General features: G+C 65.3%; 20 protein-coding genes and 1 pseudogene. 17 read left to right on the top strand and 4 right to left on the bottom strand.

The genetic code is table 11. The features are described 5' to 3' along the window. The first annotated feature begins 71 nt into the window (after positions 1–71). Positions 72–1,271, top strand: coding sequence for a tryptophan synthase subunit beta (gene trpB, locus C8D04_RS11560; RefSeq protein ID WP_116004985.1), 1,200 nt, complete (start codon positions 72–74; stop codon positions 1,269–1,271). A gap of 93 nt (positions 1,272–1,364) precedes the next feature. On the opposite strand, the gene queA is transcribed toward trpB, so the two are convergent. Further along, a complete protein-coding gene (queA, locus tag C8D04_RS11555; protein WP_116004984.1) occupies positions 1,365–2,480 on the bottom strand; it encodes a tRNA preQ1(34) S-adenosylmethionine ribosyltransferase-isomerase QueA in 1,116 nt (371 codons plus the stop codon). Positions 2,481–2,627: 147 nt separating this feature from the next. Continuing rightward, complete coding sequence (locus C8D04_RS11550; RefSeq protein ID WP_116004983.1) at positions 2,628–3,515, bottom strand: LysR family transcriptional regulator; 888 nt, start codon at positions 3,513–3,515, stop codon at positions 2,628–2,630. Positions 3,516–3,643: 128 nt separating this feature from the next. On the opposite strand from C8D04_RS11550, the gene C8D04_RS11545 reads away from it, so the two are divergent. The 7 genes and pseudogenes from C8D04_RS11545 to C8D04_RS11520 all read left to right on the top strand — a co-directional run bounded on the left by C8D04_RS11545 (position 3,644) and on the right by C8D04_RS11520 (position 8,692). Continuing rightward, positions 3,644–3,994: an HPF/RaiA family ribosome-associated protein gene (locus tag C8D04_RS11545; RefSeq protein WP_116004982.1), complete on the top strand. Its 351-nt coding sequence runs from the start codon at positions 3,644–3,646 to the stop codon at positions 3,992–3,994. 29 nt (positions 3,995–4,023) lie between these two features. Continuing rightward, positions 4,024–4,749 carry a Bax inhibitor-1/YccA family protein gene (locus C8D04_RS11540; protein ID WP_116004981.1) on the top strand — a complete coding sequence of 242 codons (726 nt, stop codon included), beginning with the start codon at positions 4,024–4,026 and terminating at the stop codon, positions 4,747–4,749. An 18-nt stretch (positions 4,750–4,767) separates the two neighbouring features. Continuing rightward, positions 4,768–5,040 carry a zf-TFIIB domain-containing protein gene (locus C8D04_RS11535; RefSeq protein ID WP_116004980.1) on the top strand — a complete coding sequence of 91 codons (273 nt, stop codon included), beginning with the start codon at positions 4,768–4,770 and terminating at the stop codon, positions 5,038–5,040. A 9-nt stretch (positions 5,041–5,049) separates the two neighbouring features. Further along, positions 5,050–5,985: pseudogene (locus tag C8D04_RS18995) on the top strand (TerC family protein); the annotation flags it as partial. Positions 5,986–6,021: 36 nt separating this feature from the next. Next, positions 6,022–6,588 carry a universal stress protein gene (locus C8D04_RS18990; protein WP_255415527.1) on the top strand — a complete coding sequence of 189 codons (567 nt, stop codon included), beginning with the start codon at positions 6,022–6,024 and terminating at the stop codon, positions 6,586–6,588. Continuing rightward, positions 6,497–7,174, top strand: a complete 678-nt coding sequence (locus C8D04_RS11525; RefSeq protein WP_347708420.1) for a DUF2062 domain-containing protein — start codon at positions 6,497–6,499, stop codon at positions 7,172–7,174. The genes C8D04_RS18990 and C8D04_RS11525 overlap by 92 nt, the downstream gene beginning before the upstream one ends. A gap of 372 nt (positions 7,175–7,546) precedes the next feature. Then, positions 7,547–8,692 (top strand): bacteriohemerythrin, encoded by a 1,146-nt coding sequence (locus C8D04_RS11520; protein WP_116004977.1) that lies wholly within the window; start codon positions 7,547–7,549, stop codon positions 8,690–8,692. Positions 8,693–8,708: 16 nt separating this feature from the next. Here C8D04_RS11520 and C8D04_RS11515 read toward each other — a convergent pair whose 3' ends face one another. Then, positions 8,709–9,656 (bottom strand): 1-phosphofructokinase family hexose kinase, encoded by a 948-nt coding sequence (locus C8D04_RS11515; protein ID WP_116004976.1) that lies wholly within the window; start codon positions 9,654–9,656, stop codon positions 8,709–8,711. Positions 9,657–9,717: 61 nt separating this feature from the next. Here C8D04_RS11515 and recC point away from each other — a divergent pair, with 61 nt between their 5' ends. From recC to C8D04_RS11480, 7 genes are all read left to right on the top strand, one after another. Further along, positions 9,718–13,281 (top strand): exodeoxyribonuclease V subunit gamma, encoded by a 3,564-nt coding sequence (gene recC, locus C8D04_RS11510; protein WP_116004975.1) that lies wholly within the window; start codon positions 9,718–9,720, stop codon positions 13,279–13,281. Then, positions 13,278–17,039 carry an exodeoxyribonuclease V subunit beta gene (gene recB / locus C8D04_RS11505; RefSeq protein ID WP_116004974.1) on the top strand — a complete coding sequence of 1,254 codons (3,762 nt, stop codon included), beginning with the start codon at positions 13,278–13,280 and terminating at the stop codon, positions 17,037–17,039. The genes recC and recB overlap by 4 nt, the downstream gene beginning before the upstream one ends. After that, entirely contained in the window at positions 17,036–19,039 is a 2,004-nt protein-coding gene (gene recD, locus C8D04_RS11500; RefSeq protein ID WP_116004973.1) for an exodeoxyribonuclease V subunit alpha, read from the top strand. The genes recB and recD overlap by 4 nt, the downstream gene beginning before the upstream one ends. A gap of 53 nt (positions 19,040–19,092) precedes the next feature. Then, the gene (locus C8D04_RS11495) at positions 19,093–19,446 is read left to right on the top strand and encodes a DUF2946 family protein (protein ID WP_116004972.1); all 354 of its coding nucleotides are present in this window, start codon (positions 19,093–19,095) and stop codon (positions 19,444–19,446) included. 123 nt (positions 19,447–19,569) lie between these two features. Then, positions 19,570–20,058, top strand: a complete 489-nt coding sequence (locus C8D04_RS11490) for a copper chaperone PCu(A)C (RefSeq protein ID WP_116004971.1) — start codon at positions 19,570–19,572, stop codon at positions 20,056–20,058. Positions 20,059–20,179: 121 nt separating this feature from the next. Continuing rightward, on the top strand, positions 20,180–20,998 hold the full coding sequence (locus C8D04_RS11485) for a PhaM family polyhydroxyalkanoate granule multifunctional regulatory protein (RefSeq protein WP_116004970.1): 819 nt from the start codon (positions 20,180–20,182) through the stop codon (positions 20,996–20,998). Between the two features lie 52 nt (positions 20,999–21,050). Continuing rightward, positions 21,051–22,358 carry an FIST N-terminal domain-containing protein gene (locus tag C8D04_RS11480; protein ID WP_116004969.1) on the top strand — a complete coding sequence of 436 codons (1,308 nt, stop codon included), beginning with the start codon at positions 21,051–21,053 and terminating at the stop codon, positions 22,356–22,358. A gap of 112 nt (positions 22,359–22,470) precedes the next feature. On the opposite strand, the gene C8D04_RS11475 is transcribed toward C8D04_RS11480, so the two are convergent. Beyond that, positions 22,471–23,634 (bottom strand): rhodanese-like domain-containing protein, encoded by a 1,164-nt coding sequence (locus tag C8D04_RS11475; protein WP_116004968.1) that lies wholly within the window; start codon positions 23,632–23,634, stop codon positions 22,471–22,473. A gap of 248 nt (positions 23,635–23,882) precedes the next feature. Between C8D04_RS11475 and C8D04_RS11470 the strand changes: the two genes are divergently transcribed. Together C8D04_RS11470 and C8D04_RS11465 are read left to right on the top strand one after the other, a co-directional pair. Then, the gene (locus C8D04_RS11470) at positions 23,883–25,088 is read left to right on the top strand and encodes a sulfite oxidase (protein ID WP_116004967.1); all 1,206 of its coding nucleotides are present in this window, start codon (positions 23,883–23,885) and stop codon (positions 25,086–25,088) included. A gap of 67 nt (positions 25,089–25,155) precedes the next feature. After that, positions 25,156–25,455, top strand: a complete 300-nt coding sequence (locus C8D04_RS11465; protein WP_233521253.1) for a c-type cytochrome — start codon at positions 25,156–25,158, stop codon at positions 25,453–25,455. The last annotated feature ends 155 nt before the right edge of the window (positions 25,456–25,610 follow it).

Raw genomic sequence — 25,610 nt, 5'->3', positions numbered from 1 at the left:
AGCTGGCAGAACTGCGCCCACAAAAAGGCCCTAAGATTTCACGGTTTTTTTACCACACAGAGGGACATCGCATGGCACAGCAGTTTCTGGAAATGCCCGACAGTCAGGGCTACTTTGGCGAGTACGGCGGGCAAATTCTTCCCCCCGAGCTCAAGGCCGTGATGGACGACATCAACGTCGCCTATGAAGAGGTCCGCAAGACCCCGGCCTTTCAGGAAGAACTGGCAGATTTGTACGCGCACTACGTGGGTCGGCCCAGCCCGATTTTTTATGCCAAGCGTCTGTCCGATCGCCAGGGCGGCGCGCACATCCACTTGAAGCGCGAAGACCTGAACCACACCGGGGCGCACAAAATCAACCACTGCCTGGGCGAGGCGCTGCTGGCCAAGCACATGGGCAAGACCAAGGTGCTGGCCGAAACGGGCGCTGGCCAGCATGGGGTGGCGCTGGCGTCGGCCTGTGCGCTGGTGGGTATCGAGTGCGAAATCCACATGGGCGAGATCGACATCGCCAAGGAGCACCCCAACGTCACCAAGATGAAAATTCTGGGCTGCAAGCTGGTACCCGTGACGCGCGGTACGCGCACCCTCAAGGACGCGGTGGACAGCGCCTTCGAGGAGTACATGAAAGACCCGGTCCATTTCTTCTATGCCATCGGCTCGGTGGTGGGCCCGCACCCGTTCCCGAAGATGGTGCGCGACTTCCAGAGCATCGTCGGGCGCGAGGCGCGTGCGCAGTTCCTGGCGCAGCACAAGCGCCTGCCCGATGTGGTGACGGCCTGCGTGGGCGGCGGCTCGAACGCCATGGGCATCTTCACGGAATTCCTGCCCGACGCTGGTGTGCAGCTCGTGGGTGTCGAGCCGGCCGGTCGCGGCTTGGACACTCCCGACCACGCGGCTACCATGACGCTCGGAACCAAGGGCGCCATCCATGGTTTCATTTGCTACAACCTGCAGGACGAAAAGGGCGAGCCGCTGCCGGTGTATTCGATCGCATCAGGGCTCGATTACCCCGGTGTCGGCCCGCAACACTGCTATCTGAAAGATGTAGGCCGCGTGCAGTACGAGGCGGTGACCGACGACGAGTGCCTGGACGCCTTCATGACGCTCTCGCGCACCGAGGGCATCATTCCGGCACTCGAGAGCGCCCACGCCGTGGCCTACGCCATGAAGGTGGCAAAAACCATGTCGCCCGATCAGAATATTCTGGTCAACCTCTCGGGCCGGGGTGACAAGGATGCCGATTTTGTGGCGCAGCACCTGGGGCTGTAAAATTTAAGCAAAAAAGGCTGCTATCGCTTGATGCATAAACGCTAGCAGCTATTTTTTTGATAGTAGCAATGCAGCCCTGAGCGCGCAATGCCGCTACAGGCGGGCCGTGGGCGCTCCGCGCTCCAGCAGCATCGCATCCCCGTAGCTGAAGAACCGGTACTCCTGCGCAATCGCATGGCGGTACAGCTCCATCACCTGGTCATAGCCCGCAAAGGCGCTCACCAGCATCATCAGCGTGCTTTTGGGCAGATGGAAGTTGGTGACCAGCAGGTCCACCACCTGGAACGCAAACCCCGGCGTGATGAAGATATTGGTGTCACCCGTCGCCAACCCCGAGCGCGCCCACGATTCGAGTGTGCGCACCGTCGTTGTCCCCACGGCCACCACGCGGCCGCCACGCTGGCGGCAGCGCTCCAGCGCGGCCAGTGTGGGCAACGGGATCTCGTACCACTCGCTGTGCATCTGGTGCTCGGCCAGGTTCTCGGTCTTCACCGGCTGGAAGGTGCCGGCGCCCACATGCAGCGTCACGCTGGCGCGCTCGATGCCCTGCGCAGCCAGGTCGGCCAGCACGGCGTCATCAAAGTGCAGCGCCGCTGTGGGCGCTGCCACGGCGCCCGGTGCGCGGGCAAAAATGGTTTGGTAGCGCTGGCTGTCCTCGGCGGCGTCGGGGTCGTTACCGGTGTTTTGCTGGCGCTCGATATACGGGGGCAGGGGCAGGTGGCCGTGGCGCTCCATCAGGTCCCAGGGGCTTTCTTGTGCGGGGCCATGCAGGGCGAAGCGAAACAGGGGCCCCTGCGCGTCGGGCCAGCGGCTCAGCAGCGTGGCATCAAAACCACCGGCGCTGCGGCCGCCGGCCATGTGCACCGTGCTGCCGGGCAGGGGTTTTTTGCTGACCTTCATGTGGGCCACCACCTCGTTGCCGGTGAGCACGCGCTCGATCAGCAGTTCGAGCTTGCCGCCGCTGGCTTTCTCGCCAAAGAGGCGCGCCTTGACGACGCGGGTGTCGTTGAAAACCAGCAGGTCGCCTGCGCGCAGCAGGCCGGGCAGTGTGTGGAAGATGCGGTCCACCGGGGGCCGGTTGCGGCCATCGAGCAGGCGTGAAGCGCTGCGTTCGGGGGCAGGGTGCTGGGCGATGCGTTCTGGGGGCAGAACGAAGTCGAAGTCGCTGAGGGTGAAAGTGCGGGGCGCGCTGGCGGGTAGATCGGTCATGGGGTTTGAGGGCGTATTTGCGATTTTTTCATGGTGCTCGCAAGACAACAGAACTGCCGTTTTCAGAAGACGACGGTACGTAAATTCAGAAGGGGCTGCACTTACAGGCTGCTGAAATGCTGGTCCCGTGCGGGAAATTCGATTGAATCAAGAGTATCCACTCGGCAGGATGCGCGATAAAAGCGGGTGCAGCACCTTGCGCGCTGTGTAGATCAGATGAAACTCCTCCTGCACTTCGTTGCAGCTACCGATCAGCTCCAATTTGTGGGTCTTCAGCAGGTCTTCGTGGATGGACACTGGCGCCGGAAAGACGCCCATTCCGGCTGCTCCAAAGGTCATCAGCAGCGCACTGTCCTCAAACTCCCCTGTGATCAGTGGCCTGATGCGCTCACGCTCCAACCAATGGTCGATGCGCAGGCGCACGGCAGAGTGCGGTGTCGGTAACAAAAGGGGAACGGTAGCAAAGCTGTGCGGAAAATCGCTACGCGCCGCCTCCAGCCATTTCTGGGGTGCGTACCAAGCGACAGGGCTGCTGGTGAGCAATTGGCTAGTAAAGCGCAGCTCCGATTTGGTGGGTGCCGCGCGGTCGGACAATACGGCATCAAGCTTGTGCAAAGCCAGCTCCGCCAGCAGTTGCCCAAACTCCCCATCGTGGCACAACAGACGCAGCTTGGGCTCAGCTAAAACCGGTGCCAGCATGCGGTGCACGGCCAGCTTGGCAATGCCGTCCGAGATGCCAACGTTAAAGCGCACGTTGCTTCCACTCACGGCCTCTCGTACACGATGCGGCAGGCCCTCACCCAAAGAAAATATCTGATCGGCCTCGCGCATGGCGGCTACACCGGCCTCGGTCAGCACCAGGTTGCGGCCCTGGGCTTTGAGCAAGCTCACACCCAGTGACTTCTCCAACTCGCGCACCTGGGTGCTAATGGTGGGCAGTGACATGTCCAGCCGCTCTGCAGCGCGGGCCATGCCGCCCTCTTTGGCGACGATCCAAAAATAATAGAGATGGCGGTAGTTGAAGGTTTGGCTCATGGGTTGGCGCTGCAAATAGTAAGGTATTTGCTTTCCAATAGAAAGATATTACATGCTTTTTTCTTTCTATTATGGGATCTACATTCGACATCTGCAGACATTGAACACCCTCACCTTTGGAGCCAACCATGCAAATTGTTTTTGACGCCAAGCCCACCGAGGCCAAGCCCCTGAAAGGCATTGCCACGGAACGTTTGCGCTTTGCCCTGCGCCGCATGGCGCAGCAGGTGAGTACGGCCAGGGTGAGCTTTACCGACGTGAATGGCCCGCGCGGCGGGGTAGACAAGCACGCCCAGATTCAATTGCACTTGGAATCCCACGGTACCGTGATCGTTGGTGCAACCGCCAGCAACTGGCGCACAGCCTTGGAAGACGTTCTGCGCCGCATTGTCGCCAAGATGGTCAAAACACTGACCAAAGCCAAGCGGCCCAAACGCCAGTCCATGAAAAAACTGGTGCAGCCCCAGAGCGACGGGTGAACCCAACCTAAACCTTCGGAGAAAACACCATGAACGACTCAACCCGACACAACCAGGACCGCGCCATCGCGTGGCCCGGATCCGATGTGCAGCAGTCCGAACACAGCCACGGCGAAGGCCAGACTTCCCCTGCGCTGCAAAACCGTGTGGTGCGCAACACCTATGCGCTGCTGGCCATGACGCTCTTGTTCAGCGCTGGTGTGGCCACAGCCGCTATGGCGCTGCAGGCGCCAAGCCCCGGCATCATCATTACGCTGGTGGGTTACTTTGGCCTGTTGTATGCGGTGCACAAACTACAAAACAGCGCCTGGGCCTTGGCGGCCGTATTCGGGCTCACCGGATTCATGGGCTACACCCTGGGGCCGCTATTGACCCGCTATAGCGGATTGCCCAATGGCGGAGAGGTGATTGGCATGGCGCTGGTCGCCACAGGTGTGACGTTCTTGGCACTCTCGGCCTATGTGCTGACCACCCGCAAGGACTTCAGCTTCATGGGCGGCTTTCTGTTCGCTGGCATGGTCATCGCCTTGCTGGCGGGTGTGGGTGCCATGGTGTTTGAGGTGCCCGCACTGGGCTTGGCGGTGTCGGCCATGGTGGCTTTGCTGTCGGCAGGATTGATCCTGTTCGAGACCAGCCGCATTGTGAACGGCGGCGAAACGAACTATGTGCTAGCCACCGTCGGCCTGTTCGTATCCCTTTTCAATCTATTCACCAGTTTGCTGAGCTTGTTTGGCTTTGGCAGCAGCGACGACTAACTTTACAAAGGAAAAAATATGAAATGCCCCACCTGTACTGATGTGGCTCTTGTGATGGCCGACCGCCAGGGTGTCGAAATTGACTACTGCCCGCAATGCCGCGGCGTGTGGCTGGACCGTGGCGAACTCGATAAGCTGATCGATCGTGCAGCCACAACCACGGCACCAACCGCTGCTGCTGCCGCGCCCACACACCGCGGACGCCCTGATTTTTCGGACTCCGACTATGGCCGTTCGCAGGGATACCCCCATAAGCGCAAGAAGTCCTGGCTCAGCGAGATCTTTGACTAAAGGATGACGATGGAAACGATAGGAACGTGGTGGATGTGGGTGGGCTTTGCCGTCTTTGTGGTGGTGGCCATTGCCGTTGACCTTCTGGCCATGGAGAAGCAAGGATCCCACAAAGTCACCATGAAGGAAGCCGCTCTGTGGAGCGTCCTGTGGTTTTCGTTATCGTTTGTGTTTGTGGGCTTGCTGTGGTGGTACCTCAATGACTCGCAGGGGCGCGAAGTCGCCAATACGGTGTCCATGCAATTCATCACCGGCTACCTGGTGGAGAAGAGTCTGTCGATCGACAACATCTTTGTCTTCCTGATGATCTTCAGCTACTTTGCCGTGCCTGAGCAGTACCAAAAGCGTGCGCTCATCATCGGCATCATCGGTGCCATCGTGTTGCGCGCAATCCTGATTCTGGCAGGCGCCTGGCTGCTGGCGACCTTCCATTGGCTGCTGTATGTGTTCGGTGCTTTCCTGGTGATCACCGGCGTGAAGATGTGGATTGCAGCGGGCCAAGAGCCAGATATTGCCGATAACCCCGTGCTGAAATTTTTGAAGAAGCACATCAAAATCAGCGACCGCTTTGACGGCGAAAAACTAACAACGGTGGTAAACGGAGTCAAGCTCTATACCCCCTTGTTTGTGGTGCTCGTGATGCTTGGTGCCACTGATGTCATTTTTGCAGTAGACAGCATCCCTGCCATCTTTGCCATCACCAGCGATCCGTTCATTGTGCTCACGGCCAACATCTTTGCCATCCTGGGCCTGCGCGCGCTGTACTTTTTGTTGGCCGACATGGCCAGCCGCTTCCATTTGCTGGCCTATGGCTTGGCGCTGGTTCTGGTGTTCATCGGCGGCAAGATGCTTCTGGTTGATTTTTACAAAATCCCGATTGGTGTCGCGCTGATGGTGACTGCGGGCTTGATCATCGCGTCTGTGGTTGCATCGGTGGTGAGCAGTCGATCGGGACACAGTACGCCCTCTAGGCCTCAGACAATGGGCAGGGTACGCGCAATTCCACCGTCACGCAATGAACAGCGCGATAGCGACGGTCGGTTGATCGCTGTGACATTGGAGTCTGAGCGACTCCCTGCCTCCTTGCCTGCGGGTGCCTGTTGGCTTGTCGCACTCGACGGCTCAGGGCACGCACTGCATGCGCTGACCCAGGCCATGCGCCTCGCCAAAGAGTCCGGTGTGCCTGTGCTGGACCTTGTCAATGCGCAACCTTGGCTGAGCAAGGAGGCCTCCGAATCCCATTTGGCCCAGTACGGCTGGGCTGTGGCGACTGATGCGTGCGCCATCCTTGATGCCAACGGAGTAGGGTGGCGACTCCATGTGCGTATGGGAGAAGCGGTCGATAGCATCGTCCAACAAGCCGCTTCTTTGAGTAGCCGAGGTATCGTCATCGGTGCGCGTGGTCTGAGCACCACTGAAAACCTGCTGCTGGGCTCTGTCGCGCAGCAGGTGATTCATGCCGCACAAGGGGTGGTGCTGGTTGTGCGCGCCCCTTCTGGCCTACGCCCTTGCACCGCAGAGGGTTCATTGGTCAATGCAAATTTTTGACGGCATGAGCCAGGCGCGTCGATTCAGGTCATGGCTGAGGCATCTGGAGCCCCGCGTTCTGGATAGTTTGAATAATCGCTGGCTGGGCAGGCTACGCCCTTGGCTAGACCAGCACGATGTCTTCAGCTTCACCCGCGAGCCACTGGCCCGGGGCGTTGCCATTGGGATGCTTTGCGGTCTCATCCCGGGGCCTTTGCAAATTCTGGGCTCTTTGGGAATCTGTGCCTGGCTGCGGGGTAACGTCATCGCCGCTGTCATCGCGACGGCTTACACCAACCCGTTGACCATCGTCCCCTTGTATTGGCTCGCCTTTCAGATCGGGGCATTCCTCTTGCCGGGGCAGCAGATCATGCCGCCGTTTGTTGCACCAGAGGGGGGCATGGGCGACTGGGCTGTGGGGCTGGGTGCGTGGATGAGCGCGTTGGGTTGGCCATTGCTGGTGGGGCTACCGGTTTTGGCCTGTTTGCTGGCAGCCAATGCCTATGCGCTGGTGCAAATCTTCTTCTTGACGCCCGTGATTCGGCGGGCACGGCGCATGGGCTCCAACATAAAGCGCTGCAGCCCCGATGTTCTACCGCCGCATTGAGCACGATGGATTTTCCCTCGGCCATGTGCGCGTCGGACTCGGCTATTTTTATGCAAAGCGGCAGCAGTTGCTTGCGCAGTGCTGGCGACTGTAAGTAGCCCATGAGTTGCGCCAGCGTTGCATTGTCCACTGGGCATGCTTCTGCAGCGTTGCAAATCCTCGCCGGGCCGCCAGCCCGGCTGTAACTTTCGCCTTGCATTCACCACCTTTGCGGGGCAATGATCGCCAAGAGAAATCGTAGACACGTTCTGATGGCCGAACAGGCACGTTCCCAGGAGGTATGAAAGGCGGCATTGTGGCATTGCCACCCCCCGCACGCGCGGATGCGCGTAAGCTAAAGCCTGTTCACACCGACTTGCGAGGACAGCAGCAATGGATGCTTTTGTATGGGATCAGCATTTCATCACCGGCGTGGAGGATATGGATGACCAGCACCATGCGCTGGTCGATCTGTTCAATGAGCTGAGCAAAACCTTCTACAGCACCGAGCGCAACCGCGACGAAGTCCTGGCGGCCACGTTTGTGCGGCTGGTGACATACACCGAATACCACTTCCATGATGAAGAGGCCCTGATGCGGGGCGTGGGTATCGACCCGCGCCACATCGCCTTGCACAAGGCGCAGCACGACCAGTTTGTCGAGCAGATCAAGGCCATCTGGACGGTGCGCGAGACGCTGCCCAACGCGGCCGAATCTATCGTGGGATTTTTGACCTCATGGCTGGGTCTGCACATCCTGGGCACCGACCAGTCGCTGGCGCGCCAGATCGTGGCTATCACCGCCGGGGCCACGCCCGAGCAGGCCTGGGACAGCGAGGCCAGCGCCGGGGCCAGCAACAGCACCCAGGCGCTGCTCAAGGTGATTGCGCGGCTCTACCACGCGCTGGCCAAGCAGAACGCCGTGCTGATCGCTGCGAACCAGGATCTGGAAAAACGGGTGACGGATCGCACAAACGCCCTCGCGCGCACCAACGCTGAGCTGCGCATCGCCAACCAGCAGCTCGAAGCCTTTTCGCGCACCGACGGCCTGCTAGGGATTGCCAACCGTGCCTACTTTGACGAACGCCTGGCGCAGGCTTGCGCAGCGGCCTTCCGGCGCGAGCAGCCGGTGGGCGTGTTGATGATCGATGTGGACCATTTCAAGCAGTTCAATGACCGCCATGGCCACCCGCAGGGCGACGCCTGCCTGCAGGCCGTGGCCCGGGCCGTGGAGCAAAGCATGGTGCGCAGCACCGATATCGTTGCGCGCTATGGCGGCGAGGAACTGGTCGTCATCCTGCCCGACACCGATGCTGCGGGGGCCGCAGTCGCTGCGGCGCGGGTGGTCGAAAAAGTGGCTGCCCTGGAGCTGCCGCATGGCGACTCGCCCACGGCGCCGCAGGTGACCGTGAGTGTGGGCGTGGCGGCGCAGGTACCCATGTCGCGTGATGGTGGCGCCGCACTGGTGCAAGAGGCCGACGCCGCTTTGTACGAAGCCAAGGCCGCAGGACGCAACCGCTGGGTGATGGCGCAGCATTGAGGGCGCCCGCGCCGGTTTATCCCGGCTGCGGCAGGTCTGTGGCCCGGTCAAACTGGCGCCGCACCTCGGCGGCATCGGCCAGTGCCGTGCCCGGTGCCAGCAGGGCTGCCGCGCCACCTGCCAAGCCCCAGCGCAGTGCGGTGGGCGCAGGGTCTTTGCGGTCCAGCGCCGACACCAGCGCGGCCAGAAAACAGTCCCCTGCACCCGTTGTGCCCTTGGTGGCCTGCACGGGCAGGGCGGGGGCTTGCCACACACCGTCGGGCGTTGCCAGTACAGCGCCTTGCGCACCCACCGACAGTGCCACGACCTGCGCCTTGTGTTGATGCACCAGGGCTTGCGCTGCGGCGTTCCAGTGCGCGGCATCGGCCAGGGGCTGGCCGGTGAGTTCGCGCATTTCACGCAGGCTGGGCTTGACCAGGTACACGCCTTCCTCCAGCGCGGCGGCCAGGGCCGGGCCGGAGCTGTCGAGCGCCATGCGGCTGCCCTGCAGGCGGGCGATGCGCGCCAGCCGCGCATAAAAATCATCGGGCACGCCGGGCGGCAGGCTGCCACTGGCCACGATCCAGCGCGCTGGTGTGGCCTGCTGCGCCACCGCGTCCAGGCAGGCCTGCCATTCGGTGGTGGCCAGTGAGGGGCCGGGCATCACGAAGCGGTACTCTTCCCCGGTGCCTTGCTCCACCACCGAGAGGTTTTCCCGCGTTTCGCCCGCAATCGGCAGGCAGCGCTCGGGAAGGGCTTCGGCTGCCAGTAGCTGGGCCAGTTGTGCGCCTGCCAGACCACCCGACAGATGCCAGGCCTGCACCGCATGGCCCAGGCGGTGCAGTACCCGCGCTACGTTGATCCCGCCACCGCCCGGGTAGCGCTGCAGGGTGGCGCAGCGCAGCTTGTGCGTGGGCTCCACCCGGGCGGTGGTGGTGGCCAGATCGAGCGCGGGATTGGGGGTGATGGTGAGGAAGTCGGGCATGACCGCACTGTAATGCCGCGCAGATGAACTACAGTCCCCCGCAGAGTTTTCGCCACATGCCATGCCCCCTCCATCGTTTGACCGTTCCCCCCTGCAAACCGGCCTGATTGCGCTGCACAGCAACCGCACCGAACAGCTGGCCGAGGCCACTCTGGCGTGGCTGCGCCAGAACCCGCTGGCGCCGCTGGAGGACGAGGTGGTGCTGGTGCAAAGCAACGGCATGGCCGAGTGGTTCAAGATGGAAGCGGCTGCCCGCAGCGGCGTGTGCGCTGCCATGCGGGTAGAGCTGCCGTCGCGGTTTTTGTGGCGCACCTACCGCCAGGTATTGGGCCGCGCCCAGGTACCCACACGCTCGCCGGTCGACAAGGATGCCCTGGCCTGGCGGCTGGTGCGCTTGCTGCCGGGCTTGCTGCACGAGCCCGGCTACGAGCCCATCGCCGGGTTTTTGGCGGCGGGCGATGACCCCGACCGGCTGTTCCAGCTTGCCACGCGCCTGGCCGATCTGTTCGACCAGTACCAGGTCTACCGGCCTGACTGGCTGGGCGATTGGGCCGCAGGGCAAGACCGCCTGGCTGCGCCCGATCGCCCCCCGCTGGAGCTGCCCTCTGACCAGCGCTGGCAGCCCCTGCTGTGGCGTGCCGTGCTGGCCACGCTGGACGAACGTGAGCGCCAATGCACCCGCCCGCACATCCACCAGCGTGTGTTGGACGCGCTGCATGGTGACACGCCGCTGGCCAGCCCCGTGGCCCGCCGTATCGTGCTGTTCGGCATGGCGCATGTCCCTCTGCCGGTGCTGCAATTGCTGGCGGCGCTCGCCCGGCACAGCCAGGTGCTGCTGGCCATACCTAACCCTTGCCGCTTTCATTGGGCCGACACCATCGACGGCCGCGAGCTGCTGCGCATGGCGCAGCGCCGCCAGCCGCTGCGGGCCGGGCGCGACTTGGCTGCGCTGCCGCTGGAGGAAATGCATGCCCATGCGCATCCGCTGCTGGCCGCCTGGGGCCGCCAGTCGCGCGATTTTGTGCGCCAGCTCGATGCTTTCGACGATGCCCAGCAGGCCCAGGCCCGCTTCGGCCTGCCGCGGGTTGACCTGTTCGACGAGCATGAGCGCGCCGACGCACCGCTGCTGCTGCAGGTGCAAAACCGCATCCGCGACCTGGTGCCGCTGGCCGAGCACGACCGGCGAGCAGCCCTGGCGTCCGACCGCTCCATTGTTTTTCATGTGGCGCACAGCGCGCTGCGCGAGGTCGAGGTGCTGCACGACCAGTTGTTGCACCTGCTGGCCCAGCCCCCCGGCGGTGCGCCGCTGCAACCGCGCGACATCGTGGTCATGGTGCCCAGCATTGACACCATGGCACCTGCCATCCGGGCCGTGTTTGGCCAGTACCCGCGCGGCGATGCGCGCTATATCCCGTTTGACATTGCCGACCTGAGTGCGCGCGCCAGCCACCCGCTGGTGGGCGCGCTGGAATGGTTGCTGCGCCTGCCGCAGCAGCGCTGCACCTTGAGCGAGCTGCGCGATCTGCTCGATGTCCCCGCCATCGCGGCGCGTTTTGGCGTGGACCCGGGCTCCATGGCGCGCCTGGCACAGTGGATGGCTGGCGCGGGGATCCGCTGGGGGCTGAACGCGGCGCAGCGCGACCACCTGGGCCTGGGGGCGTGCGGTGACCAGAACACCGGCGCCTTCGGCCTGCGCCGCATGCTGCTGGGTTATGCCGGAGGCGATGCGGCGTTTGCCGGCATCGAGCCCTACACCGAAGTGGGCGGGCTCGACGCTGAACTGGCGGGCGCGCTCGCCGGTCTGCTCGAACAGCTCGAGCACTGGTGGCGCACGTCGCTCACCCCGGCCACGCCCGAGGGCTGGGCCGTGCGTTGCCGCGCGCTGCTGGCGGGCATTGCCCAGGCCACCAGTGAGGACGACCGCCAGGTGCTGCAGGCCCTCGACGCCGCGCTCACCACCTGGCAGGAGACCTGTGCGCAGGCCGGTTTTTCGGAGGAGCTGTCCCTGGTCGTTGCACGCCAGGCCTGGCTCGATGCCTTGCAGCAGCCTTCGCTGAACCAGCGTTTCCGGGCGGGTGGTGTCACCTTCTGCACGCTCATGCCGCTGCGCGCCATTCCGTTCGAGGTGGTCTGCCTGCTGGGTATGAACGACGGTGACTACCCGCGCCGCGCGCCGCGCAGCGACTTCGACCTGATGGCCCTGGGCGGCCAGGCGCGCCCTGGCGACCGCTCGCGCCAGAGCGACGACCGCCAGCTCATGCTCGAAGCCTTGCTGTCGGCGCGGCGCGTGCTCTACGTGGGCTGGACCGGGCGCAGCGTGCGCGACAACAGCCTGCAGCCCCCTTCGGTGCTGGTGTCGCAGTTGCGCGACTACCTGGCCGCAGGCTGGAGCGGCGAGGTGCTGGCCCAGCGCACCACCGAGCACCCGCTGCAGCCCTTCAGCCGCCGTTATTTCGAGGGCGATGCCGCGCTGTTCACCTATGCGCGCGAATGGCGCGCAGCGCACAGCGCCGAGCCGTCTGCACAGCCCCCCGCGCCACCGTTGCCCGCGTTTGTGCCCGATCCACGCGTACCGCTGGGCGTGGCCTCGCTGGCCGCGTTTTTGCGCAACCCGGTGCGGGCTTTTATGCGCGAGCGGCTGGGCGTGGTGTTTGACCCGGCGCAGGACGAGGGCGACGACGATGAGTCTTTTGGCCTGGCCGGTCTGGAGGAGTACAGCACCGTGCGCGATCTGCTGGACGGTGTGCTGGCTGATCTGCAGAGCACGCCGGGCGATGCGCCGGTGGATGCTTTGCTGGAGCGCCGCCTGCAGCGCCTGCGCCGTGCCGGCAGCCTGCCCCTGGGCGGCCTGGGGGATCGCGCCCAGGCCCGGCTGGCAGAGAGTCTCTTGCCTTTGTTGCATGCCTGGCAGCAAGCGCAGGCCGACCATCCCCATGCCACCGACCGATTGCCTCTGCACTGCACGACACAAGAACAGAGTGCTATTGAAGTAGTAGCTGTTGGCGCTTTGCCAGTAAGCGCTAGCGGTGCTTTTTATTCAAATTCTGAACAAACACCTGTCGTGCTGGAAGACTGGCTGGAGCACCTGCGCCATGGCCAGGATGGCTTGCCCGTGTGGCTGGACCTGACACCCTCGCGCCTGCTGCAGGACGCCAGCAATGGCACGGTGCGCGCCGATGCGCTGCTGGTGTCCTGGGTGCGCAGCCTGGCGGCTGCCGCCAGTGGTGCCCGCGTGCACGGCCTGCTGGTGGGGCGCGATGCCGCGCTGCACTGCACGCCCCTCGCGCCCGACAGCGCGCGCGCCACCCTGGTGCACCTGCTGCAGGTGTGGTGTGAGGGCATGCAGGCGCCGCTGCCTTTTGCATTGCGCAGTGCACTGGCCTGGGTGAGCGGGGGCGACGCAGCCAGCACCTACGAAGGCGGATTCAACCGGGAGGGCGAAGGCACCGAGCCCTGCCTGGCGCGGCTCTACCCCGATTACGAGGCGCTGATCGACGACGGTCGCTTCGAGGCCCTGGCCGCGTCCGTGTGCGGGCCGCTGGCCGAATGGGCCCGAGAGCAGGTGCAGGTCCGCATCCACCCCGAGGCGGGCAGCCCTGCTCACGCCACCGGAGACGCCGCATGAGCCCGCCCCTGGACAATGGTGCCGACAGCACGGCGCTGCACGCCATCGATTTCCCGCTGTGGGGCAGCCGCCTCATCGAGGCCAGCGCGGGCACGGGCAAAACCTGGACCATTGCTGCGCTCTACCTGCGCCTGGTGCTCGGCCACGGGGGCGGGCAGGCCTTTGCCCGCCCGCTGCGCCCGGCCGATATTCTGGTGATGACCTTCACCCGCGCCGCCACGCGCGAACTGTCGGACCGCATCCGCGCCCGCCTGATCGAAGCGGCGCAGTGCTTTCGCGGCGAGGCGGTGGTGCCCGCGCACGATAGCTTTTTGGCCGATCTTCTGGCCGCCTACCCCGACGGCGCGGCGCGCACCCAGGCCGCCTGGCGCCTGGCCCTGGCCGCCCAAGGCATGGACGATGCGGCCGTGCACACCATCGACGCCTGGTGCCAGCGCATGCTGCGCGAACATGCGTTTGACAGCGGCAGCCTGTTTGACGAAGAACTGTGCGCCGATGAAACCGCCGTACAAACCGAAGCTGCGCAAGACTACTGGCGCCAGCAGTGCTACCCCTTGGACGGCCCCACGCTCGACGCCGTGCTGGCCGTGTGGGGCGGCGTGCAGGCATTGGTGGACGACATGCGCGGCCTGGCCGCGCAAGACCTGCCGCCCGGTGCCGGCGCGGGCACGCTGGCCGAATGCGTGCAGCAGGCCCAGCAGGCGCGCTGCGACGCCGTAGCCGCGCTGAAACACGGCTGGGCCGGGCGCGCGCAGGAAATGCGCCAGTGGCTGGACGACCAGACCGCGCCCAAGGAATGCGACTGGAACCGCACCCGGCTCAAACCGGCGAGCTACGGTAAATGGCTGGACCAGATCGTGGCGTGGGCCGACAGCCCCGAGCCGCAGTTGCTGGAGCTGACCACCGCTGCATGGAGCCGTCTCACTCCCGAGGGCCTGCTGGATGCGCGCAAGGACGGCGCGCCGCCCATGGCCTTGCCCGAACACTTCCAGGCCCTGGCCGATCTGCTGGCGGCCCAGCAGGCGCTGCCCGACCCCACCGTGGCGCTGCGCCTGCATGCCGCCGCCTGCGTGCAGCAGCGCGTGGCGCAGCTCAAGCGCCAGACGGGCAGTTTTGGCTTTGCCGACATGCTGCAGCGGCTCGACCAGGCCCTGGCCGGGCCGAATGGCGAACGCCTGCGCGCGCGCATCACGGCGCAGTACCCGGTGGCGTTGATCGACGAATTCCAGGACACATCGCCGCTGCAGTACCGGTTGTTCGACCAGCTCTACCGCACGCAGGAGCACTGCCCGGAGACGGCGCTGCTGCTCATCGGCGACCCGAAACAGTCCATTTATGGCTTTCGCGGCGCCGACATTCACAGCTATCTGGCGGCGCGGCGCGCGACCGCCGGGCGGCATTACGTGCTGGGCACCAACCACCGCTCCACGGCCGCGCTGGTGGCGGCCGTCAACCACGCCTTTGTGCGCGCCGAAGAGCGCCTGGGCGAGGGCGCTTTCCGTTTCCGCACGCCCGGCGCGGCGCACAACCCGCTGCCCTTTGTCGCGGTGCAGGCGCGCGGCCGTGCAGAGCAGTTCCAGACCGCAGGCGGCCTGGTGCCGGCCCTCGCCATCCACCACGACCTGGAGCTGCTCAGCGCGGGCGAGCACCAAAAGCGCGCTGCCGCACGCTGCGCCGAGCACATCGTTGGTTGGCTGGGTGATGCGCAGGCGGGTTTCGCGCAGCCGGGCCAGCCCTTGCAGCGCCTGCGCCCGGCAGACATCGCCGTGCTGGTGCGCACTGGACGCGAGGCCGAGGCCATTCGGCGCGAACTGCACCGGCGCGGCGTGGCTTCGGTGTATCTGTCCGACAAGGATTCGGTGTTTGGCAGCGACGAGGCGCACGACCTGTGGTACTGGCTGCAGGCCGTGGCTGAGCCGCTCGATGCCCGCAAGGCCCGCGCCGGCCTGGCCACGCGCACCATGGGCTTGGCGCTCGAAGAGCTGGCCTGGCTGGCGACCAATGACGAGGCTTTTGATGCCCGTAGCCTGCAGTTGCGCGCGCTGCACAGCGTGTGGCAAAGCCAGGGCGTGCTGACCATGCTGCGCCAGACCCTGCACCAGTTCGGGCTGCCCGCACGCTGGCTGCAAGAGAGCGGGGGCGAGCGCCGCCTGACCAACTATTTGCACCTGGCCGAACTGCTGCAGGACGCCAGCGCCTTGCTCGATGGCGAGCACGCACTCATCCGCTGGCTGCACGATCAAATGCAGGAAGGGCGGCCCACGGGCGACGAGCAGATCGTGCGCCTGGAAAGCGATGCCGATCTGGTGAAAGTGGTCACCGTGCACAAAAGCAAGGGCCTGGAATACCCCGTGGTGTGCCTGCCGTTTGCCTGCAGCTTTCGCGCCATGGCGCGCCGCTCCAATAGCTTTGTCCGCCTGGTGGATGCGGACGGCCAGCGCAGCCTGCACCTGCAACTGGACGCCGCCGCACTCGCCCAGGCCGACCACGAACGCCAGCGTGAAGACCTGCGCCTGCTCTATGTGGCGTTGACCCGCGCTCGCCATGCGTTGTGGCTGGGTTTTGCGGCGCTGAAGGTGGGCAATGGTGCCCAGTGCCGCACCCACCAGAGCGCGCTGGGCTATCTGCTCAGTGGTGGCGCGGCCCTGGAGGCGGGCGATTGGCTCGCCCCCCTGCAGCAGTTGGCACAGGGGCAGAGCGGCATCGTGCTGCACGCAGCCCCTGCCGAGGTGCCCCGCACACGGCTGGCCGCGCGCGCGGCGCCTGCGCCGCTGCACGTGCAGGCCGCCTATGCCGCCGTGTTCGAGCGCCGCTGGGGCATTGGCAGTTTCTCGCAACTGGTGCGACCGAGTTCCGCCGCGGCCCCTGCGCTGGCGCCCACACAGGCCTTGCGTCCAGCCGACGACGAGCCAGGCCTGGCGGCACAGGCGACGGGGCCGCTCAGCGCTCCCGCATGGGCCGCCACGCCGCCGCCCGAGCATCCCCGGGGCTGGACGGAGGACCTGTTCGCTTCGCCCGTACCTGCGCCCGATGCCGCCTGGCACCGCTTTCCGAGGGGGCCGCTGGCGGGCAATTTTCTGCACGACCAGCTCGAATGGCTGGCGGACGAAGGCTTTGACCTCCAAGGCACGCCCGCACTGGCCGAACGCCTGCGCCGCCGCTGCGAGCGCGCGGGCCATGGCGAGCGTGCCGACGATGTGCTGCAGTGGTTGGGCGCCGTGGTGGGTACACCGCTGCCGGGTGTGGGCGCGCCCCTGCAGGCGCTCGGAGCCTTGCTGCCCGAGATGGAATTCTGGCTGCCCGCCCACGCCTTGCGCGCCGCCGACGTCGATGCGCTGTGCTGCAAACACCTTTTGCCCGGCCTGGAGCGGCCTGCGCTGCCCGAGCGGGAGCTGCGCGGCATGCTCATGGGATTTGCCGATCTGGTGTTCGAGCACAACGGCCGCTACTGGGTGCTGGACTACAAGTCCAACCACCTGGGCGTCAACGGCAGCGCCTACACCGCGCAAGCGCTGGACGCGGCCATGGCCGCGCACCGCTACGACGTGCAGGCCGCGCTCTACCTGCTGGCACTGCACCGCCTGCTGCGCGCGCGTTTGGGCGCGGCCTATGTGCCCGCACAGCACCTGGGCGGCGCCCTGTATTTCTTTTTGCGTGGCATCGACGGCCCCGTGCAGGGCGTGCACCCTGTGCCGCCGCCGCTGGAGTTGCTCATCGCGCTTGACGACTTGCTCGCCCTCGCGGAGGACCGCGCATGAAGACCACCTTGACAATCCTGCGCCAGTGGAGCGACGCAGGCTGGCTGCGCCGGCTCGACAGCGCACTGGCCGCCCTGGTGGCCGAACTGGACCCGCAGGCCGCGCCCGAGGTACTGGTCGTCACGGCCCTGCTGGCCCACATGGAAGGGCGCGGCCACACCTGCCTTGCACTGGCGTCCCAGCTGCGCGACCCCGGCGCGCTGCTGGGCTGGCCGCCCGATGCGCAAGCCGCCTTGCAAGACTTTTGGCACACCCTGCCCGATGGGCTGCAAACCTGGGTCGCTGCACTGCAGGCCAGCCCTGCTGTGCGCCAGGCCGGGCTGCAGGCCGATGCAGGCCAGCCCCTGGTGCTGGGCGGCAGCCCTGATGCACCGCTGCTTTACCTGCGCCGCTACTGGGTCGACGAAACCCGGGTGGCCCAGGCCCTGCGGGCGCGCACCGCCGCACCCTTGCCGGTGGACGAAGCGCTGGCGCGCCAGTGGCTCGATCGTCTCTTTGCCTCTGATGCACCGGTACCCGATCGCGGTGTGGACTGGCAGAAAATCGCCTGTGCGATAGCGCTGCGTTCGCGCTTGTCCGTCATCACCGGGGGGCCGGGTACGGGCAAGACCTATACCGCCGCACGCCTGCTGGCGCTGCTGGCGGCGGTCGACGCACAACCCGAACGCTTGCGCGTGGCCCTGGCTGCGCCCACGGGCAAGGCAGCGGCGCGCCTCAAACAGTCCATTGATGCAGCCCTGGAGGAATTGCAGCAGCGCCTGGGCGATACCCTGGACCTGCATGCTTTTGCCCGGCGCATGGGCGCGGCGCGCACCCTGCATGGCCTGCTGGGTGCGCGGCCGGATACGCGGCGCTTTCGCCGCCACGCGGCCCATCCGCTCGATGTGGATGTGCTCATCGTGGATGAAGCCTCCATGGTGCACCTGGAAATGATGGCTGCGCTGCTCGACGCACTGCCCGCCCGTGCGCGTGTGGTGTTTCTGGGCGACAAAGACCAACTGGCCTCGGTGGAGGCCGGTGCGGTGCTGGGCGACCTGTGCCGTGATGCGCAGGCCGGACGCTACAGCCCGGAGACCGCGCGCTATGCGCTGCAGGCCGCAGGTGAGCGCATTCCGGCGCCGTGCCTGCAAGCCCAGGGCACGCCGCCCGCGCTGGCCCAGCACACCGTGATGCTGCGCGAGAGCCGCCGCTTTGGCGGTCCCATCGGCCAACTGGCACTGGCGGTGAACCGGGGCGATGGCGCTGCGGCCCGCCAACTGCTGGCGGGCGACGCCACCCTCGCCGTGCAGGCGCTGGAGGGGGTGGATGCCGTGGCGGTGGTGCGGCTGGCGCTGCAGGGGCGTCCCGGCGCACCCGCCTGTTACCGTGACTACCTGGCCTGCATGGCGCAGCCGCCCACGGATGCCTCAGCAGGCCTTGCGCACGAGGACTGGGTGCGCAGCGTGCTCACTGCGTTTGAGCGCTTTCGCCTGCTGTGCGCCGTGCGCGAGGGCGAGTGGGGCGCCGCTGGACTCAACCGCGCTGTCGAGGCTGCGCTGCGCGCTGCAGGCCTGCTGGGTGGGCGTGGCGAGTGGTATGCCGGGCGGCCCGTCATGGTCACGCGCAATGATGCGGCGCTGGGGGTCTTCAACGGCGACATTGGCATTGTGCTGCCTGGCGCCAGCACGCAGTCGGGTCTGCGCGTGTACTTTGCCGACGGTGCGCAACTGCGCTCGGTCGGGGTGGCGCGCCTGGCGCATGTGGAAACGGCCTTCGCCATGACGGTGCACAAAAGCCAGGGCTCGGAGTTTGAACACACCGTGCTGGTGCTGCCGCCGCGCGCGGGTGCGGTGCTGGGGCGCGAACTGGTCTACACCGGCATTACCCGCGCACGCCAGGCCTTCACCCTGGTGGCCGCGCAACCAGGCCTGCTGGCCCAGGCTGTGCAAGCGCGCACCTATCGTGCCAGCGGGCTGCGCGAGCGGCTGGAGCGACCGCTGGAGCCAGACGGCGGATGCTGACCGCGCAGCGGTGCCGTTGCGGTGGGTGCACAACGGCCTTCTACAATGGATCTATGCAATCCCTGCGCCGCTCCCGTTGGCTGGCCTGTCTTGTGCTGGCATGGTTCGTCCTGTCTGCCGGGGTGGCCACGGCGTCGCCTTGGCTGGCGATGGCGTCACTGGAACGCATCTGCTCGGGCACGGGCGAGGCCCGGTTCGTGCTATCTGGGCCCCCTGCGCTGCCGGCCCTGGGCCATGCGCTCGATTGCCCGCTGTGCAGCCCCGCTGTTGCGCCCCCGCCGTCCGCAGTGGCCGCCTTGCCCCGGCTGGCGCCCCCTGCGTACGCCAATCCGCCCCGGGTGCTTGCGCATGTAGCCGTTCCCACGGCGGTACCCCAGCCTGCGCGCGGCCCGCCCGTCCGCGCATAAGCTCCTGAAACAATAGCTGCTGGCGCTTGATGGTAAAGCGCTGCAGCCTGTTTTGTCTCTATTTTTTGCCTGCGCCGCGTCTGCGGTGCCCTTCGTTGCTCGTTTGTTTATTGGGAGAAATCCATGTCACTGTCACGTATCACCACCCCCTTGTTCCTCGCTGCGGCCTTGCTGAGCGGCGCTTCCCATGCCCAGACTGCGGCTCCTGTCGCCGTGGATGGCGCCTGGGCCCGTGCCAGCGTGCCGGGCCAAAAAGCCACGGGCGCCTTCATGCGCCTGACCGCTGCCCAGGCCACCAGCCTGGTGCGCGCCGAATCGCCCGCCGCTGGTGTGACCGAGGTGCACGAGATGAAGATGGAAGGCGATGTCATGAAAATGCGTGCTGTTCCTTCCCTGGAACTGCCCGCAGGCAAGGCTGTGGAGCTCAAGCCCGGCGGCTACCACGTCATGCTGATGGATTTGAAGGCCCCGCTGGCCAAGGGCGCGACAGTGCCCCTGACCCTGGTGTTCAAGGATGCCCAGGGCGCTGAGAGTCAAATGCAGCTGCAGCTGCCCGTGGCGGCACAGGCCCCTGGGGCCGCCGCCGGCCATGGCATGGGCATGAAGCACTGAGCCTGGATGCCGGTCGCTGCGCGCGCAAGGGCATGGTGTTTGCAACATGCCCTTTCGCACCGGGTCGCCGTTGGAGTAAGCTGCGGGCATCCTTGTTCACATCCAACCCAGCGGAGCGGCCATGAGCGACACATCAACCACCGGTTTCGGTAAATTCGTGCCAGGTTTTGACTTTCTGCAGAACCTTGCCAAGGGCGCATCCAGCAATATTCCGCAGATGCCCAATCTGTCCAGCTGGGTCGCGCCGACCATCAACGTTGAAGAGCTGGAAAAGCGGGTCGATGAACTCAAGGCCGTGCAGTTTTGGCTGGAGCAAAATTCACGCGCGCTGGCGGCCACTATCCAGGCCCTGGAGGTGCAGAAGATGACCCTGGCCACGCTCAAGGGCATGAACTTCAGCATGGGCGACGTGGCCAACGCTTTCAAACTCAAAACGGCCGATACCGTGATGGATGGCGTGCACAAAGCCGGTGAAACCCTGGCCAGCGCGGCCCAGGCTGTCTCGGGCGTGGCGCATCGTGTGTCCGATATGGCGGCGCCCGAACCGGCTGCCCATGCCGCACCCGCCAAGAAATCCAAAGCTGCCGCAGCACAGGCGGCGAGCATGGTCGACCCCATGCAGTGGTGGGGGGCACTCACACAGCAGTTCCAGCAAATTGCCACCGACGCCATGAAGGACGCCGCGAAGCAGACCGCCCTTGATACCACCCGCAACCTGGCGACAGGCCTGGCCAAGGAGGCTTTCCGTACAGCCACCGGCATGGCCGGTCAGATGGCGGCCAAGGGGGTGCAAAGCGCATCCCGCCGCGTGATGCCCGCCAAGGCGCAGAGCGCCGCACCGGCGCCTGCGCGCAAGGCAGCGCCCCGCAAGGCTGCAGCCAAAAAGACGACGGCGGCGAAGACCACCGCACGCCGACCCGCAGCCAAGAAGGCACGCTGACTGTGCCTGGCCTGCACACCATGCAGGCAGGCCCTGTGCAGTCCGCAACCCCATGAAGCTCTGTCCAACAGGTCACGCCACGCACCCGCAGTGGCGCATGGCAGCTGCATTGGCGCTGGCGCAGGTGCGCGCGCAGATGGCGCTGCCCGCCTACGCCAAGGCGCCTGCCTTGGGGCTGCTTTACATCACCGACCACTTCGCCGCACAGGCGCAGGAGTTGCTGAACTACCTGTCCGCCGAACTGCCGGAAATTACCGACTGGAGCGGCACCGTGGGCGTGGGTGTGTGCGCCAGCAATGCCGAATATTTTGACGAACCCGCCCTGGCGCTGATGCTGCTGGAATTGCCTTGCAACGAGTACCGGGTTTTCTCGGGCGTGGCCCCTTTGCCGCGCGCAGGCACCAGTGACTTCGTGGCGCACACGGCGCTGGTGCATGCCGATGGCCGCACGCCCGACGTGGCGGGCCTGATCGCCGAAATGGCGGAGCGCACCACCAGTGGCTATGTGTTCGGCGGTCTTTCGGCCAGCCGGGGCGCCAGCGTGCAGTTCGCCGTCGGCGGCAGTGGCAACCTGGCAGGGCACGGCGCTGCCGGCGGGGTGTTTGCCGGCGGGCTGTCGGGGGTCGCCTTCAGTGCTGATGTGCCCCTGCTCTCCCGTGTCACCCAGGGCTGCCAGCCCGTGGGGGCCACGCACCGTATCACGGCGGCCCAGGACAACGTGGTGCTGCAGCTCGATGGACAGCCTGCACTGGATGTGTTGCTGGACACATTGGAAGTGTCGCTCGATGGCGACCCGCAGCATGCGGTAGAGCGCGTGCGCCACACGCTGGCCGGGCTCATGGATGCCGATGGTGCGTCCCAGGCGGGGCGCACGGGCCACTTCGGCACCGACACCCGGGTACGGCACATCATTGGCCTGGATGGTGCGCGCCATGGCGTGGCACTGGCCGACCAGGTTGAGACGGGGATGCGCCTGGCCTTCTGCCAGCGCAATGTGGCGGCCGCCCGTGCCGACCTCATGCGCATTTGCGCCGAAATTCGCGAAGAACTGGCACCGCAGGAGTTAGAGCCCGTGTCCCTGAACGCCCCTGCGGATGCAGGCCTGGCACCGCTGCATGGGGCCTTGGGTGCCACTTCGCTGCCCCAGCCGGGCCGCCATATCACAGGGGCCATTTACGTGAGTTGTTCAGGGCGGGGCGGAGCGCATTTTGGGGCCCCGGGGGCTGAATTGCAGATTGTGCGCCACGCCCTGGGCGACGTGCCGCTGGTGGGTTTCTTTGCCGGGGGTGAGATTGCGCACCAGCATCTGTATGGCTACACCGGGGTGCTGACGGTGTTCTGCACGGGCTCCTCACCTTGAGAGCGACTCACAAAACTCCTCTGGCGTCGTTGTCGCGTCTTGTCGTACGACTCGTACTGCCTGCGACACAGTGCCTGGCCAGAACCGCTTCGCTGCGTTTTGTGATCCGCTCTTAGCTCCCCTCGGTGGGCAAGCCGTCTGCAGCCCATTCAGGCACGCCGCCGCGCAGCCAATACACCTTCTTGAAGCCCTTGCTGGCGGCGACCTTGGCGGCCTTGTACGACTTCCAGCATTCGGCTCCATTGCAGGCAAAAACCACGGGCTTGTCCTGGCTGCCCGCGGGCAGCTTGTCGAGCGCGCTGAAGTCGTCCTGCGCGGCATTGAAGGCAACGTCCTTCAGGCTTTTCTCGATATAGGCCGCCCACAGGGCGCCCTTGATACGGCGGGCCTTGAATTCCTTTTCCGTCCGGGTATCCACGAAGAGCGCGCCCTGCAGTTGCTGCGCCTCTTTGGCAGTGATCCGCTGCACCCCGGGCAGGCTGGAAGGCGTGAACAGACCCAGCTCGGCCACGCGCTGGTATTCGGCTGCGTCGGGTCGCAAGATCACCGGCGCCAGTCCCGCCTGGGTGCTGGCGCTGCCAAACCATTGGGCGAGCTTGGCGCGCACATCGGCTGGCAGGTCTTTTTTGACCACCACCGTAAAGCCGCCGGGCACAGGTTGGCTGGTGGCCAGCACTTTCGCGCTGCCGGGGTGGGCGGTGTTCCACTCAGCCCATTCATCGGCGCGCACCACGGTGGCATCGGTGGCGCCCAGCGTGATGGAGCTCAGTCCCGCCTGTGGGTGCTTCTCATGCTGCACGGTTTTGAGATCTTTGAAAGACAGCCCGGCTTCGTTGAGCATGCCCCGTGCCATGTAGGTGTAAATCGAATCCTGCTGCGGCAGGTACAACCTGCGTCCCTTCATGGCGCCAGTGTTGTCCACCTGTGGTGTGCTGACCAGCAGATATTGTTCAGACTTGTGCGTGGCGCCGATCAGCTCATACCCGCGCGGCAGTGTGGAGGCCGCCACCTGCGCAGGTCCGATGAACACGTCGTAACCCGCGCTGCGGGTGGCGCGCATCACATCGGCAAGATCTTCGCTGGTGGAAACGGTCGCCGTCAGCGAGGTGGCCTTGGACAGGCCTGACTCCATGGCGCTGCGAAGAATGGTGTGCGCCGCCTTGCGGGCCGTGGGTTCCACGGCCACGATGACCGTCAGTTGCGCGTGCACAAGCTGCGCGGCCAGCAGCAAGGCCAGGCTCGACAGAGAGTTGCGAGCAATGGATCGGAGGTTCATGGCTTTTCTCTAGCAGGGTAAAAAAACAGGCGTTACCGTGGCCGAAGCCGACAACTCTAAATGTGCTCCAGCCTAGCTTGCGAATAACGGATGTTTCCATTTTTCATTTAATTATTACAATTATTGACATTTGTCAATGTTTTGTTTTTTGCTTGAACAGTCCAGAATGGGCGCCAGCGCGCGGGCAGAAAAGCATTGCGCGTCTCTTTTTGTATTTCTCATATTCACCTCTTGCGAAGGAGCGCGCCATGAAATCCCCCCAGTCAATGCCTCGCCGCCACATGTTGGCCGGCAGTGCCGCCGCCCTTGGAACTTTGGGCCTGGCCAGCTGGACAACTGGCGCGCATGCTCAGGCCGCTGCGCCCAAACCTTTGCCCGCCTATGTCAGCTGGAAAGACCCCAAGGCGCTGATCGTGCACAGCAACAACACCATGGAAACGCGGCGTTCTTCGTTTGGCACCAGCGTGTTGACCCCGACAGACCAGTTGTATGTGCGTAATAACCTGCCGCCGCCGGATGCGTCCATTCTGGACAACCGGGATGCCTGGACCATCAGCATCGAAGGGGTGAAAACTCCACGCGAATTTACGCTGGCAGAACTCAAGACAATGGGTCTGGAAACGGTGGCTACGGTGCTGCAGTGCTCGGGCAACGGACGGGGGTTCTTCCCCAGCAAGCCCAGCGGTACGCAATGGACTGTGGGTGCTGCCGGCTGTGTGTTCTGGAGCGGCGTGCCCGTGCGTGCGGTAGTGGCCGCGCTGGGCGGGGTGGTGGATGGCGCGGTGTATCTCACCGGCACGGGCGGTGAAAAACTGCCTGAAGGCGTGGATCCGCTGACGGTACTCGTGGAGCGATCAGTGCCCGTCGCCGCTTTGGGCGACGCCATTTTGGCTTGGGAGCTCAATGGCGAGCCCATCCCTCTCGCCCATGGTGGTCCGCTGCGTCTGATCGTGCCGGGCTACCAGGGGGTGAACAACATCAAGTACATCAAGCGGCTGGCGCTGACCCCGCAGCAATCCCCGGCGCGCATCATGGCCAGCAGCTACCGGCTCTCGCCCCCCGGCACCAAGTCCAGTCCTGACCAGCGTTCGGTCTGGGAAATTGTGGTCAAGTCCTGGATCAATGGCCCCCTTTCCGAGCAAGGGCCTCTGAAGGCCGGTATGACCCAGATCCACGGTGTGGCGTTTGCCGGTACCCAGCCGCTACAAGGCGTGGAAGTCTCCGTCGACGGGGGCGCCACCTGGAGCCGGGCGCAGCTGATCGGCCCCGACCTGGGGCGTTTTGCCTGGCGCCAGTTCGTGCTGCCCGTGCGGTTGGCAGCAGGAACCCATGTGCTGGCCAGCCGGGCCACCGATGCGGCGGGCCACGCGCAGCCTGCCGAGCGCGAGGAAAACATCCGTGGCTACAACAACAACAGCTGGCGTGACCACGCTGTCACTGTGACGGTGGCCTGAAGTCATGCTGAACAAGTTTCCCTCGCGCCATGCAGGCCCTGCAGCCTGGCTGTTGTGTTCGTTTGCCATGGCTTTGCCGGTACCTGCCCTGGCGGATGACGCCGAGCTTGTGGCACGGGGGAAAGCCCTGTTCACCACCGTGAAACCCGCCTGCGCGGTCTGCCACACACTGGCTGCCGCAGGCTCTGAGGGGCAGGTGGGCCCCGTACTGGATGAGCTCAAACCAGATGCGGCCCGTGTGCTGCAGGCTTTGCAGTCTGGCCTGGGTGTCATGCCGTCTTATGCGGAGCAGCTCAGTGAAACGGACATGCGGGCCCTTGCCGCCTTTGTCTCCCACTCCACGGGTGGGGCCCCCCTGGCGCGCTGATTTTTCCGTTCGGGCAGAGTCGTTTTTTGGATGTGGGCTGTAGCACTGCGAAGGCAGTGTCACCTGTCCCATCATCACTGAGTTCGTTCGCCTGTTTGCGGTATTTACCCGCCAGGTGCTGTGCGGGCTGCTGTCCGGTTGCTGTGAATCAATAA

The organism is Simplicispira sp. 125 (genome assembly GCF_003096555.1).
In the GTDB taxonomy this organism is placed as follows: Bacteria; Pseudomonadota; Gammaproteobacteria; order Burkholderiales; family Burkholderiaceae_C; genus Simplicispira.
Note: the sequence above shows the minus strand (reverse complement) of the source record. Positions and strands in the feature narration are given on the sequence as shown.